Here is a 13,644-nt window from a genome sequence, read left to right on the forward strand (position 1 = left end):
CTTTTGCTGCGTCAATTTCCGTAACAGCGCAGACCGGGTATCGATTCATATTTAATTCGTCCCGGCCCCGCCCGCCCACCCGTTTTTAGTTTGCGGCGCATTCAACGAAACACTTTTTGCTGTATCTGCTAAAATATTAACATGAACGGAATAATGATTCAGGGAACATCAAGCGACTCGGGAAAAAGTTTTATAGTTACAGGTCTTTGCAGGCTGTTATCTGACATGAATATAAAAATTTGCCCGTTCAAGTCGCAAAATATGTCAAATAACGCGTATGTAACTCACGATAATTGCGAGATAAGCACTGCTCAAGCTCTACAGGCTCAGGCAGCAAGATTAACTCCGCAAGTTTTCATGAATCCGATTCTATTAAAGCCGCGTCATGACAAATCTTCAGAAATAATCTTAAACGGTCAGGCATTTCATAAACCGGCAGAACGAAATTATTATAAAATTTTTGCGCAGACTCACGGCATTAACGCAATACGCAAAGCACTGCAATATATTCAAGCAAATTTTGACGCAATCATAATCGAGGGTGCTGGCAGTCCGGCAGAAATTAATTTAAACGCTCATGAAATAGTAAATATGAGAATCGCACGTGAAGCAGACGTTCCCGTAATTCTCGTAACTGATGTAGACAAGGGCGGCTCTCTTGCATCAATAGTCGGGACTCTTGAGCTTTTGCAGCGCGATAGAGAACGCGTCAAGGGCATAATCTTTAACAAATTTCGGGGCGACATAAATTTATTCACTGACGCTGCAGCATGGACGCAAAATTATACAGGCATAAAAGTTTTAGGCGTTCTCCCATTCTTGAATAACATTAATTTATCGGGCGAGGACTCATTGACGCTAAAAAATTTTTACAGCAGCAATAATAATATCTCAATCGGAATTATAAATTTTCCAGGCATAGCAAATTTCACGGACTTTGACGCATTCAAATATGACGGAGTTAATTTAATTTACGTGAATAATTATCATGAACTTGCGAATCTTGACGCGCTCATTTTGCCCGGCACGAAAAATACTTTTGCTGCTCTCGAATGGCTGAAAGACTCGAATCTTGACTCGGCAATAAAAATTTTTCACGGCTCTATATTTGGAATCTGCGGAGGGCTGCAAATTTTGGGACTGCTTGAGATTCTGCCGGTTACTACAAGTTTTGACTCTCACGAAAAAATTACGCGCCAAATTTCCGGGACTCTAGCAAATAACAAAAATTTACACGTTTCAGGCTATGAAATTCATTACGGACGAACAATTTATAATTATGATGAAGATTTCAGCCCGCTATTTATCACGGATTATGACGAGGGAATAACGAACAAAAATTTTACTCTTGCGGGGACATACATTCACGGAATATTTGACAACGACAATTTTCGAGCTTTGTGGCTGAATAATATCAGACTCGCAAAAAATTACGAAGCACGCCCGGAAGTTGATACGCGCTCCGTAAAAGATGAGTCATTTAATGCAATCGCGAAATTATTAGCTCAGAATCTCGACATTAAATTTATTCTTTCACTAGTTCGCCATGAAGACACCACGCCTCAGCACGAGTAATTTTTACTTTCACGAACTCCCCTAAAAGTTTTTTGCTGCCCTCGAATAATACAACTTTATCGATTGGAGTCCTGCCCTGCAATAAATTCTCGCCTTTGGGTGCTGGTGCATCAACAAGAACATCAAAAATTTCACCGGTTAATTTCTCGTTTATAGCAAGTGTTATAGAGTCTTGCAGCGCGTTTAATTTATTGAGTCGTTCGAGTCTAAGCTCAACGGGTAAAGCTCCTTCCATTTTTGCCGCCGGTGTGCCGTCCCTTTCTGAATATGCTGCACTGTGAACGAGATCAAATTTTATTTCGCGAAGGGCATTTAATGAGTCCTCAAAATCTTGCTCTGACTCGCCAGGAAAGCCCACTATTAAATCAGTAGTGAGTCCCAGCCCCGGCACTTTTTCGCGCGTTAAATTAACTTTTTCGAGATATTCAGCGTAATTATATTTGCGGTTCATGAGCTTTAAAATTTTGTCGCTTCCTGACTGTATCGGCAAATTTAAAGACGGGCACACAGTTTTTTCACTCGCCATAACGTCAATAATATCGTTTGTAAAATCCTGCGGCAATGAAGTAACAAATCTTACCCGCTCAATACCTGACATTCTCGCAACTTTTTGCAGGAGCCACGCAAAATTTAAATTTATGTCTTTGCCGTAACTGTTCACGTTTTGGCCAAGTAAAGTAATTTCTTTCACGCCGTCATTGATTAACATTTCGATTTCGCTGAAAATTTCTTCAGGTTTTCGCGACACAAACCGCCCGCGCACATAAGGCACTATACAATATGTACAAAAATTGTCGCAACCATGAGCAATAGTTACATATGCTTTGTATTTATTTTCGCGCTTTATCGTGATGTTGTCAGAGTCAAAATTTAGGCTGTGAAATTCGCGCGGATCAGTGTCGAGCAAATTTATCCGCGATTTAGGGTGCTTTACTACTTGTTCTATAGCGTCAGGCAATAAACCTATATGACGAGGACCGGCAACAAGTTTTACATATGGGAATCGATTCAAAGCACGTTCGCCGAGTCTTTGTGCGATACAGCCGGTTAACGCGACTAAAGGCCGTTGATTTTTTTTCCATGAAGGTTCATAGAGTCCCATTTCGCTCCAAACTTTTTGTTCTGCCTTTGCCCTGACACTGCAACCGGTTATCATGATTAAATCTGCGTCTGACTCGCCGGTTTCCTCCCATCCCCGCGAACATAAAACAGTTCTGACTCTGTCCGCGTCATAGACATTCATTTGACAGCCGTAAACTTTCACGCAAAAACGAGGCAACTAATTAAACCTCCCGAAAATTTCATCAACGTAACGCAAATAAAATTCATTCTCGAACAAAGATTTTAATTTCTCATGGTCAACATCTTTTAATCTCTCGTCAGCTAACAATAAATCGAGGAAAGCTCCCCCGCCCGCAGCTGTCTTCATTGCGTTTTCCTGAACGATCGCGTATGAGTCCTCGCGTGATAATTTAAGTTCATCTAACAAATATGTTAAGACCCTTTGACTATATACGAGTCCGTGAGTCTGACTCAAATTTTCCCTGACTCTTTCTTCATCGACTACAAGACCGCGCAAAATTTTTGTCATGCTCCTAACCATGAACGCAGCAATATTAAAAGCGTCCGGCCAAATTACGCGCTCAGTTGATGAATGGCTGATGTCTCTTTCGTGCCACAACGCAATATTTTCCATTCCTGTTAAAGCATACCCGCGCAAAAGTCTTGACATTCCGCAAATTCTTTCGCATTTAATCGGGTTACGTTTGTGAGGCATTGCGCTAGACCCTTTTTGACCGACTCCGAAAGGTTCGAAGGCTTCCCTTACTTCTGTGCGCTGTAAATTTCGAATCTCTAAGGCCATTCGTTCGAGAGTGCTTCCCATTACTGCAAGAGCATTCAAGACTCCTGCGTGCCTGTCCCGCTGTAGAATCTGATTAGAAATTTTTGCAGGTTCGAGTCCAAGCAGCTCACAGACTCTAGCTTCTAATTCGGGTGAACACATTGCATAAGTTCCGACAGCTCCGGAAATTTTACCTGCTGATACGTCCTTACGTGAATATTCGAGTCTTCCAATGTCGCGCAAAAGTTCTGAATGCCAGTTCAAAAATTTTAGTCCTAATGACATAGGCTCGGCGTGAATCCCATGAGTGCGGCCAATGCAGGGAAGATATTTATATTTTTTCGCGAGGTCAAATACAACGGAGTCAAGTTCAGCAAGTGAGGCGAGAATTATATTTATTGAGTCGCGTAACATTATTGAGCTTGCTGTGTCAAGAATATCGCTGCTTGTCATTCCTAAATGCAAATAACGCCCATTTTCGCCGATATTTTCTGCAACTGCGCTGACAAACGCTACAACATCATGCTGCGTCTTCTTCTCGATTTCCTGAACTCTTTCAACTGTAAAGCGTGCATTTGCAATTATGTCATCGAGAGCGTTTTTAGGGATTCTTCCCATTTCTGCCCATGCCTTACAAACTGCGATTTCTACATCAAGCATAACTTTAAGGCGGTTATATTCGTTCCATAGAGCTGTAATATCTTTCTCTGAATATCGTTCAATCATGAATAAAAAATTTCTCCTTTGTTCACGTTTAAATTATTTTGCTGAAATTGTATCACGTCATTAAATTATTATCGTGTGTGAAAATATTTTATGATTCATCATGCAATTAAAAAATTATCGCGATAAAAAATTTTTTAGCTTTGTGAGTCTTTATTATTTCATGAACGAGTCAACATTTTTGTATTAGCAAAAGTATTAGTAAAATATTTCTTGGCCGTTATAAAATTTTATGGGGAAAAATTTATAGATTTGAATTATATCATGAAGTTATAGTAATCGCACATAATTCCAGCTCAATGCAATTAATTTATCGCGCGAATATCGTTCGTTCCGCCCACCCACCCACCCGGATTGAAGGGGTAGCGCGAATAGGCAAAAATTTTTGAGAGTCTTAAAGTGTAATCGTGAACTTTTGCGCGTTTATAGTGTAAAATATGCTCAATTTCATAAAGAGGAGCGATTAATTTTGCAGAGGTCAATACGTTTAATTCTGTCAGCTTTACTGTTGACGTTAATATTTTCATCGAGTATATACGCTTCAACAGCCGGCAACACAGGATTAACGGGACTCTGGGAATATCCGACGGCAGAAATTCCTGACGACGGCGGCGGAAGATTCGGTTACACTAAAGCATCACCTTACGAATATTTTTTCCTCGACATGTCGTGGCTTCCGTGGCTTGAAATAAATGCGAGATTAACAACTTTTGACACAATTAGAATAAGCGATAACGGCGGAATTGGCTGGAGCGGAGAATTTAGAGGACGTAAATACATGGACAAAGCAATAGATTTAAAAGCTGTCTTATGGCACAACAGATTATCAAGTAAAAATTGGTATCTGCCTTCTATCGCTGTCGGAGTCTTTGATGTAATGGGCACTGAATTATTTAAATCTTATTACGGAGTCGCCACTTGGAGATGGGACAAAACCGCATTGACTCTCGGTTACGGTTCAGACAGATTAAACGGCTTCTTCGCGGGAATTGAGTACGATTTTACAAACTGGCTCACGTTAAAGGCCGAGTACAGCCCGTTAGATTACACCGGAGATAAAGCAGGAAATTATCACGTCATGCGCGAACTTCCGAAGAAAAAATTTAATATAGGTCTCGTCGCAAAAACTAACTGGGGACTCGAAGGTTCTATAAGCTGGCAAAGGGGCAACGAATTTGTATTTACTCTTTCACAAAGAATAAATCTCGCAGGCGGTTCATTCATAGGCCCCTACAAAAAAAGTTATTCAGCACCCGGAGACCCGCGCCCTGTAAACTGGGATGACATAAAATCAGATGAATTAATTTCGCGCATAAAAACGGGTCTTGAAAAATTTGCACGAGTCCGCGACGTTGATATAACTTTGCAAGACATTGAACACGGCCATAAATTAACACTAGCTTACGAAAATTACGGTTACGCCTCACACGCTGAAGCAATGACAAGAGTCTTGGTCGTCCTCTCTGCCGTGATGCCCGAAACTGAAGAAGTGTTATTAATCGCAAAAAATGCCGGTGTCCCGATCGTGCAAGCTGATTTTCCCGGAACTATTTTATTTGACATACGTGCAAGATCTTTACGCGGTGAAGAATCTTTAAAGACTGCTATTTTTGCGTGGGCAGAAGGTAAACGCGATAAACCGGACTCAAACGTATTAGGCTCTAAAGCACGCCACGAAATAAAAGCTATGGTTACGTACGATCCGCGAATAGATCAGACTTTGGGAAAATCATATATGGATCGCTGGAACATTGATTTAATTTACAAGGGCAGATACTCCAACGGCTGGCAGTCGATAATTGATGTAAAATTTCCTATAATTAATAATATCGAGACGCATGACAGAACGGGACTCTGGTGGGAAAAAGATTTAAACGATAAAATCAGGATTCAGCAGGCCGGTTTTACTTACGCACATAATATTTTGGGTTCAAATAAAATTTGGCTGTTCGGTGAGGGCGGTTATCTCAATGAAGAATGGTTCGGCGCAAATTTATGGGCGAGAATTTACGGCAAAGACGGCGGCTGGTGGATAGGAGCAAGAGCAGCTTATTTGCACGATAGAGACCCTTACTCATTTGCAGGACTCACAGAAGGGCGTTATATTTATCGTGATAACAGAGGCACTACTTTTGATTCTAAGAGCGGCGATGAATGGCGTTTAAGAACGTGGCTTCAAGCAAATTATCACGTTAAGGGACTCGATCTTGATTTGCGGGCTGACTGGGGAAAATTTGTTGACGGCGATAAAGGCTGGAAATTTTCAGTTACACGTCATTGGGATGATACAGCGATTGGCTTCTGGTACATGGATACGGATGTTCACGCACCGGATAAAAGTTTCACGAAAGCCGGCGTTCATTTAGAGATTCCTGCTGATAAATGGTTTGGCACGTGGTTCGGTAATTCAAGCGCTCACACATGGGAGCAGGACACATTATTAATTTCGACGTGGAGATCTCAATCAGGACGTGAGGGCGGCGTTATAAGGTCTCCTGAAAGATTTATGGATCAATTGAGGCCGGCTGCGTTAAAATTAAATGTTCAGAAATTATTGCAGGATTATTGCTCCTACGATGAAGCGGAAATCAAGAGAGATTCTCAAGAAATTAGAGGTCTTCTCGATTACATAATAAAATAAATAAATTTTTGGGGTGGTCAGAAATTGAAGAATTTTGCTCGTAAAAAATTTTGGTTATTGACAGGTTTATTATTATTCGCGTTGTGTAATGGCTCGTTTGCTGCTGATGTAATAGGCTCGTTAGCGGCTCTTGATGCAGTTACTAATCCGTCGGGGTCGAGTTCTACAAGTAATACAGCTCCTGCGACTCCTGCTGCGCCTTCATCAGGACTTAGCACAACGACTACAGGCGGCAATGTACAAAATATTGACTTGACTCAGGGAAATAACGCAAATGTAACTCCGAACGCTCAGACGACATTAAATGCGCAGGAAATTGATAATTATTTCAACGACATTTTAAATTCTAAGACTTCAGGAAGTTCTATGTATAGTTTAATGCAGGGTCTTCCGCGCTATGGAATGTCATTTTTCAGCAATACAAATTATTCGCCGTCAGCTTCAGCTCCCATTACTCAAGGCTATAGAATCAACGTAGGCGACGAAATAACGCTAACTTTATGGGGCATTCCCGAAGAAGGCATCTACAAAGTTAATATTAATCGTGATGGAATGGCCTCGATTCCTCATATCGGCGTGATTCGCCTGGCAGGTTACACAATTCCGGAAGCAGAAAGAGTTTTACAATCGCGCTTAAATCAATATTACACCGGTTATCAAATGAATTTATCAATGGGGGCATTAAGCTCTATCACAGTTTATGTAACAGGAAATGCAAGCAGGCCGGGAGCTTACACTGTTTCGTCATTCTCGACTCTGATTAATGCGTTATTAGCGTCGGGCGGGCCATCTCCAAAAGGTTCTATGCGAAAAATTGAACTCAAGCGAAACGGGCGCACAGTTGCAATATTAGATATGTACGCTATGTTATTGCAGGGAGACCAGACTCAAGACGCGAGATTATATGCCGGCGACGTTATTTATATTCCACCTGTAGGGCCGTTAGTCGGACTCGCTGGAGAAATTCAGACTCCCGGCGTTTACGAGCTTAACGGAGCAACGAGACTCAAAGATTTATTATTTATCGCAGGAGGACTTAACGCGCAGACCTTCAGAGGCAGAATCCAATATTACAGAATCTTCAATCACGCATACGCAAGCGCACTCGAAGGGACTCTTGCAGAACTTGAGAACACAGAACTTCAAGACGGCGATATTATAAGGCTTTATCCGGTTTATAATTTCACGGCAAATGCAACTATATCAGGCCCGTTAATGAGACCCGGCCAATATGTAATCATTCCCGGACGTACAAAAGTTTCTGATATAGTCGAACGTGCCGGCGGACTTAGTCCAACTGCAGCAGAATATGCAGAAGTTACGCGCGTTACTCCGAGTCTTGACGGCCCTGTTAATCAGCGTTTTACAATAAATATTCAGCAGGCTTTATTAGGCGACCCGACAAATAATATTACTCTTCAGAATAACGACCACGTAACAATTTTAGTTATTCCAAACTGGAAGCAGCAAATTCACGTTACTATTGCAGGCGAAGTAGCAAGACCCGGCACTTATGCAATGTTTACGGGCGAAAGAATTTCAGATTTAATCAATCGTGCAGGGGGATTCACGTCAAAAGCGTTTTTACGGGGAGCAATTTTCACGCGCAAAAGTGTTGCAGAAGAACAGAGAGAAGCACTTAACCTCATGGCCGACCAAATGGAACGCGATTTATTGCAGAGTGTACAGAACTCAGCCACCGGAAGCACGAACGCAACTGCAATGACCGCAGAATTTCAACACAGGCGGGAATTAATAAATAGACTAAGGAATGTTGACATAATAGGACGAGTCATAACAAGAGTCGACACACCCAGAAATATAATAAATACTGCATGGGACTATGAATTACAGGACGGCGACTCGCTTAATATTCCAAATGTGCCGCTTACTGTCAACGTTATGGGAGCTGTATATTCGGCTTCATCGCAGGTTTTCCGGCCTGATATGGGCATAAACGCTTATGTAAATGCTGCCGGAGGTGCCGTCAAGACCGCTCATAAACGAATGATATATTTGCTCAAGAGTGATGGTTCTACGATAAAATTAACGCGCAACACGTCATTATTCAGTTCAAAGCAATGGACAGCTCCGCAGGGATTCTCGGCAAAAGTTGAACCAGGCGACACAATAGTAGTTCCATTAAAGTACATCGACAGGACTTCTATAGAGAGCGTGAAAGATACGATTGACATAATTTATAAAGTTGCAGTTGCGACGGGCGTAATAATCAACGCTACTAAGGACTAAGCGGGGCGTTATATCATGAGAAAAATTTTCGTTGCAGCATTAATGACTCTCTGCTTTGCTTTTCCGGCAATGTCGGCGGCAAAATATGAATATAAAGTCGTCCCGCTCGGTTCTCTAACGTCATTGCAAAAAAGTAAGGAAGCAGCCTCAAAAACTGCACAGGTCGAGCAAATATTAAATAAATACGGCAAAGACGGCTGGGAATTATCAGAAATTTTTGCGGTGAGAACAACTTTTGATCCGAATGTATTTTTTGTGATCATGAAACGTGAAATAAATTAATGGCTTGAAATTTTCGAGAAATCATGTAAAATATTGCTCGTTTTTCGGGATGTAGCGCAGTCTGGCTTAGCGCATCTGCATGGGGTGCAGGGGGTCGGAGGTTCGAATCCTCTCATCCCGATCATTAACGAAATAAGACAAATAACAAGGCTTTCACGCGATAAAAAAATGTGAGAGCCTTTTTTCATGACTCTATGCTATAATTTCACTTGCCCTGCCTCTTGTGAGTCGCACTAACGAGAGGCCGAAGACCATAGGGAGGAGGTGTAGAGAGTGCGCAAATATGAAATGCTTGTAATTCTTGACGCTGCTTCAGATTCGGATCAGGCTGGAGAAATTGCGAAAATCGAGGAGCTTTTAAAGAATCTCGGCGGCACTGTTTCAAAAATTGATGACTGGGGGAAGAAGACCCTCGCCTACCCAATCAGGAAGAAGACAGAAGGCTATTACGTGTTATTTAATTTCGAGCTTGAGCCCGCACAGACATTCGAGCTTAGACGTGTACTTGGCCTGCGTCAAAATGTTTATCGCCAATTAGTTATTGTGCTTGACGATTAAGGGAGGATTTTGCGATGAGAGGCTTAAACCGTGCGGTTATTGCGGGAAATCTGACTCGCGATCCTGAAATCCGTCAGACCGTTAATAAACGCTCGATTGCGAGATTTGCCGTTGCTATAAACCGTTCATACAAGGACAGTAACGGCGAGTACAAAGACGCTACAGAATATGTAAACGTTGTTGTCTGGGGACCATTTGCCGAACACTGCGGAAAATATTTAAAGAAGGGCAGTCCCGTTTTAGTTGAAGGCCGTATACAAACTACAAGTTTTGACGCTAAAGACGGTTCCGGAAAAAGATACATGACGGAAATTAACGCCGAAAATGTAATATTTCTGAATCAGGGACAAGGCCAACAGGGAAATAATAATATTCCTTCGTCGCAGCCATGGCCGGAAGAGTCAGATCCTAATTTCGGAAGCAGCATAAATGAAACAGGATTCGGCGGCGGTTTTCCTGATAATAACGAGACAGCAGCACACGAAAGCGACATACCGTTTTAGATTATATTATGTGAAAGGAGATTATTACGTAAATCATGAATGAACGCGAAAATACATCACGTGAAGCAAGACCCGCAGCACCCATGAGAAACGGCGCAAATGCAGGAGCTTTACGCACAGGACGCAGCAGTTCACGACGCAGGCCGAAATTTTGTTATTACTGTGTCGAGAAACAGGAAAAAGTTGACTACAAAGACGTTGACAAGCTCAAGAAATACATCAGCGAAAGAGGGAAAATTATCCCCCGCCGTGTAACAGGAAATTGCGCAAAACATCAGCGTCTATTAACAGAAGCAATCAAGCGCGCAAGATATATGGCATTATTACCGTATTCGCTTGACTAAATAAATTTCGCGGCCATGAAGGGGAAAAATATAATTATTTGCGTATTGATAACGCTTGCACTGATTTTAGCGGGGACATTTTTACCCGTCTTAGGTTTTGTCGGGCTTATGATTTGTCCTTTGCCTCTTGCTGTTCTCGGCTGTCTTGAGGGTCATAGATCTTCAGGAATTGCTGAATTATTAATAGAAGCGACGTTATTTTTTGTGCTTTCTCCGTCAATGGCCGTATATTTCTTGATTGGGTGTGCTCCTGTTGCAGCTATGATATTTATGCTCTCACGTTCAGAATTTAAGCAGGTGAAAAAATTTACTGGTTCAGAGAGTTTATTATTTTGCGCGGGAGGTTCTCTCGTCATGAAAATTATTTTGCTGGTTGTCTTCTGGTTATTTACGGGACGAAATATTTTATTTCCTGACTCTGCACAGATGGACGCGCTTTTGTCGCAGTTGTATGCAAATCAGCCCGAATTACAGAATGCAGTGAGACAAGTTTTAGCGATTTTCCCGTATATGCTGCCTGCAATGCTTGTAATTTATGTAGCTGCCGAGTCATATTTGAATTACTCGATGTGTTCAAGTATTATGCGCAAGAGATTCCCAGAGTGTAAAAATTTCCCGCCTGCCCTGCCCGATTTTAAATTGTGGCGTTTTCCTGTCTCGTTATTGCCTGCGTTTGTGTTCTCGCTGGTGATTGGATATTTTATTGATCCTGAAAAATGGTTTGCGGGTTCAGCGTTCGTAATAAATTTGCAGATTATATTAAATATTTTCATGTTCATACAGGGGCTCGCGCTAGTTTTCTGGTTAATGGCGGGCTATAAATTAAGGTTAGCTGTAAAAATTTTAATCTGCTTCATTCTCACGATTCCATTTTTCTGGCCGTGGCTTATAATTATGGGAATGTGCGACATGACTCTAAATCTTCGCGAACGAATCAAGACTAAATCATAATTTGACATAAAATTTTTCGGGTGATATATTTCACGCAATTTTCGCAAAATTTTAATTTGAAAGTTGAAAGAAGGAAATTTTATCACATGAACGGATTAACACTCGTAGGCATTGCAATAGTAGTGCTTTTGCTTGCGTATTTGATTTACGGCCGCTGGCTTGTTAAGACATGGGGAATTGACCCGAACGCAAAGACTCCGGCATATCGTTATGAGGACGGGCAGGACTATGTACCCGCGTCAAGATTTACAGTTTTCTCGCACCAGTTTAACTCGATTACAGGAGCAGGCCCGGTAACAGGTCCGATTATTGCAGCGATGTTCGGCTGGCTTCCTGCTTTCTTATGGCTGTTAGTCGGGGGCGTATTTTTCGGAGCTGTGCAGGATTTTACGTCGTTATATGCTTCAGTAAAGAACGAGGGCAAATCGATGGGCTTAATTATTGAGCGTTATATCGGCAAGGCGGGCAGGAAATTATTTTTGCTGTTCTGCTGGCTGTTCACGCTGTTAGTAATTGCTGCGTTTGCTGATATTCTTGCTGGGACGTTCAACGGATTCACGAAGGACGGCGGAGAAAATGTACCGGGTGCGGCTGCTGCTTCGATTTCAATGATATATATCGGAGTTGCAATTTTGTTCGGGATATTTATGCGCCGTAACAAAGCGGGCGAGCTGACAAAATTTATAATTGGTGCGATGCTTGTTGCGTTAATGCTCTGGGCCGGAATTGTGAACCCCTTATATTTTGACGCTGCTACATGGCGTTACATAGTATTTGGATATTGCTTTATTGCGTCAGTGCTTCCTATGTGGCTATTAAAGCAGCCTAGGGACTATTTGAGCGTATTTTTATTATTGGGAATGATTTTCGGCGGTGCAGTAGGAATCATTATCGCGAATCCAGTTTTAGAGATGCCTGCGTTTGTTGGCTGGGAAGTCAAGAATCAACCGTTATTCCCGATTTTATTTATCACGATTGCGTGCGGAGCTGTTTCCGGCTTTCATAGTTTAGTCTCGTCGGGTACGTCGTCGAAATCAATTGCAAATGAGCGCGATATGTTGACTGTAGGTTATGGCGCAATGTTAGTAGAGACTCTGCTCGGAGTTGTAGCTCTTGTTATTGCATGTTCGGCTTCACAGGGCGGGGGGCTTCCGACTGGGACACCGTTTCAAATTTTCGGGCGTGCTGTAGGAGGCTTCTTTACGATGTTTGGTCTTCCTGCTCACGTTTCAGAATGCGTTATTATGATGTGTGTATCGGCTTTAGCAATGACGACAATAGACGCAGTTACGAGAATTGGGCGAATGTCATGGCAGGAATTTTTTGCACCGTCAGAGGGCGAACAGAGCAGCGTATTAATTAAATTTGTTACGAATAATTATGTATCGACTGTTATAACACTTGCGCTTGCATATGCGTTATGTCTTGCGGGATATAGCAGTATATGGCCGTTATTTGGATCTGCGAATCAGTTATTATCTGCGTTAGTGCTTACTGCTTTAGCTGTATTTTTGCGCGTTACTGGGCGTAAAGGCTGGATGCTTTATGTTCCTATGACGTTTATGTTTGTTGTTACAATGAGCGCGCTTGTCATAAGTGTATATAAAATTGTCGTGAAAATGACTCAAGGCGGATTTGTATTCATGGTTGACGGCCTGCAGTTAATTATTGCGCTTGCGTTGATGATTCTTGCGGTTCTGGTTGTGTCTAATTGCTGCAAAGAGCTTTTCTCGGATAAATCTGCAAATAACGCGGCTTTGAGTAAATAATAAAAATTTTCGGCTCTCCTGACCAAATGCGGGGGAGTCTTTTTTTGTGCCATTACACTTGGAAATTTGTATAAACTTTTCCCTGAACGCGACTCCAGACTAATAACGGGCGGGTGGGTGGGCAGATCCAAATTTAAATGCGTCAATACCTCACTCATAAAGTGAGTCAAGAACAGAGCGATAAATTAATAGTATTATTCATTAA

At 42.0% G+C, this 13,644-nt stretch carries 11 protein-coding genes and 1 tRNA gene; 10 read left to right on the forward strand and 2 right to left on the reverse strand.

The genetic code is table 11. The features are described from left to right. Positions 1-141 precede the first annotated feature (141 nt). Positions 142-1,575, forward strand: coding sequence for a cobyric acid synthase (locus IJT21_08810; GenBank protein ID MBQ7578351.1), 1,434 nt, complete (start codon positions 142-144; stop codon positions 1,573-1,575). Here IJT21_08810 and miaB read toward each other — a convergent pair. Together miaB and IJT21_08820 are read right to left on the reverse strand one after the other, a co-directional pair. After that, the gene (gene miaB / locus IJT21_08815; protein MBQ7578352.1) at positions 1,526-2,854 is read right to left on the reverse strand and encodes a tRNA (N6-isopentenyl adenosine(37)-C2)-methylthiotransferase MiaB; all 1,329 of its coding nucleotides are present in this window, start codon (positions 2,852-2,854) and stop codon (positions 1,526-1,528) included. The two genes, IJT21_08810 and miaB, sit on opposite strands and share 50 nt — an antisense overlap. Next, complete coding sequence (locus tag IJT21_08820) at positions 2,855-4,144, reverse strand: adenylosuccinate lyase (protein ID MBQ7578353.1); 1,290 nt, start codon at positions 4,142-4,144, stop codon at positions 2,855-2,857. It abuts the gene before it with no gap. A gap of 466 nt (positions 4,145-4,610) precedes the next feature. On the opposite strand from IJT21_08820, the gene IJT21_08825 reads away from it, so the two are divergent. The 9 genes from IJT21_08825 to IJT21_08865 all read left to right on the forward strand — a co-directional run bounded on the left by IJT21_08825 (position 4,611) and on the right by IJT21_08865 (position 13,439). Further along, a complete protein-coding gene (locus IJT21_08825) occupies positions 4,611-6,782 on the forward strand; it encodes a YjbH domain-containing protein (protein MBQ7578354.1) in 2,172 nt (723 codons plus the stop codon). 24 nt (positions 6,783-6,806) lie between these two features. Further along, on the forward strand, positions 6,807-9,032 hold the full coding sequence (locus IJT21_08830; protein MBQ7578355.1) for an SLBB domain-containing protein: 2,226 nt from the start codon (positions 6,807-6,809) through the stop codon (positions 9,030-9,032). A gap of 15 nt (positions 9,033-9,047) precedes the next feature. Beyond that, positions 9,048-9,314, forward strand: coding sequence for a DUF4177 domain-containing protein (locus tag IJT21_08835; GenBank protein ID MBQ7578356.1), 267 nt, complete (start codon positions 9,048-9,050; stop codon positions 9,312-9,314). Positions 9,315-9,359: 45 nt separating this feature from the next. After that, positions 9,360-9,435, forward strand: a tRNA-Pro gene (locus IJT21_08840). A gap of 167 nt (positions 9,436-9,602) precedes the next feature. Then, the gene (gene rpsF, locus IJT21_08845; GenBank protein ID MBQ7578357.1) at positions 9,603-9,872 is read left to right on the forward strand and encodes a 30S ribosomal protein S6; all 270 of its coding nucleotides are present in this window, start codon (positions 9,603-9,605) and stop codon (positions 9,870-9,872) included. Between the two features lie 14 nt (positions 9,873-9,886). After that, complete coding sequence (locus IJT21_08850) at positions 9,887-10,375, forward strand: single-stranded DNA-binding protein (GenBank protein MBQ7578358.1); 489 nt, start codon at positions 9,887-9,889, stop codon at positions 10,373-10,375. 83 nt (positions 10,376-10,458) lie between these two features. Further along, on the forward strand, positions 10,459-10,719 hold the full coding sequence (locus IJT21_08855) for a 30S ribosomal protein S18 (protein MBQ7578359.1): 261 nt from the start codon (positions 10,459-10,461) through the stop codon (positions 10,717-10,719). Positions 10,720-10,734: 15 nt separating this feature from the next. After that, a complete protein-coding gene (locus IJT21_08860; GenBank protein MBQ7578360.1) occupies positions 10,735-11,670 on the forward strand; it encodes a DUF2232 domain-containing protein in 936 nt (311 codons plus the stop codon). An 86-nt stretch (positions 11,671-11,756) separates the two neighbouring features. Beyond that, a complete protein-coding gene (locus IJT21_08865) occupies positions 11,757-13,439 on the forward strand; it encodes a carbon starvation protein A (protein ID MBQ7578361.1) in 1,683 nt (560 codons plus the stop codon). The last annotated feature ends 205 nt before the right edge of the window (positions 13,440-13,644 follow it).

The sequence above is a fragment of the Synergistaceae bacterium genome, from assembly GCA_017443945.1.
Taxonomy (GTDB): domain Bacteria; phylum Synergistota; class Synergistia; order Synergistales; family Aminobacteriaceae; genus JAFUXM01.

Excerpts from the sequence above, each read along its gene's own strand:
- IJT21_08855 (MBQ7578359.1), top strand. The coding sequence starts at position 10,459 with ATGAGAAACGGCGCAAATGCAGGAGCTTTACGCACAGGACGCAGCAGT.
- rpsF (MBQ7578357.1), top strand. The coding sequence starts at position 9,603 with ATGCTTGTAATTCTTGACGCTGCTTCAGATTCGGATCAGGCTGGAGAA.
- IJT21_08865 (MBQ7578361.1), top strand. The coding sequence starts at position 11,757 with ATGAACGGATTAACACTCGTAGGCATTGCAATAGTAGTGCTTTTGCTT.
- IJT21_08850 (MBQ7578358.1), top strand. The coding sequence starts at position 9,887 with ATGAGAGGCTTAAACCGTGCGGTTATTGCGGGAAATCTGACTCGCGAT.
- IJT21_08835 (MBQ7578356.1), top strand. The coding sequence starts at position 9,048 with ATGAGAAAAATTTTCGTTGCAGCATTAATGACTCTCTGCTTTGCTTTT.
- IJT21_08860 (MBQ7578360.1), top strand. The coding sequence starts at position 10,735 with ATGAAGGGGAAAAATATAATTATTTGCGTATTGATAACGCTTGCACTG.
- IJT21_08820 (MBQ7578353.1), bottom strand. The coding sequence starts at position 4,144 with ATGATTGAACGATATTCAGAGAAAGATATTACAGCTCTATGGAACGAA.
- IJT21_08810 (MBQ7578351.1), top strand. The coding sequence starts at position 142 with ATGAACGGAATAATGATTCAGGGAACATCAAGCGACTCGGGAAAAAGT.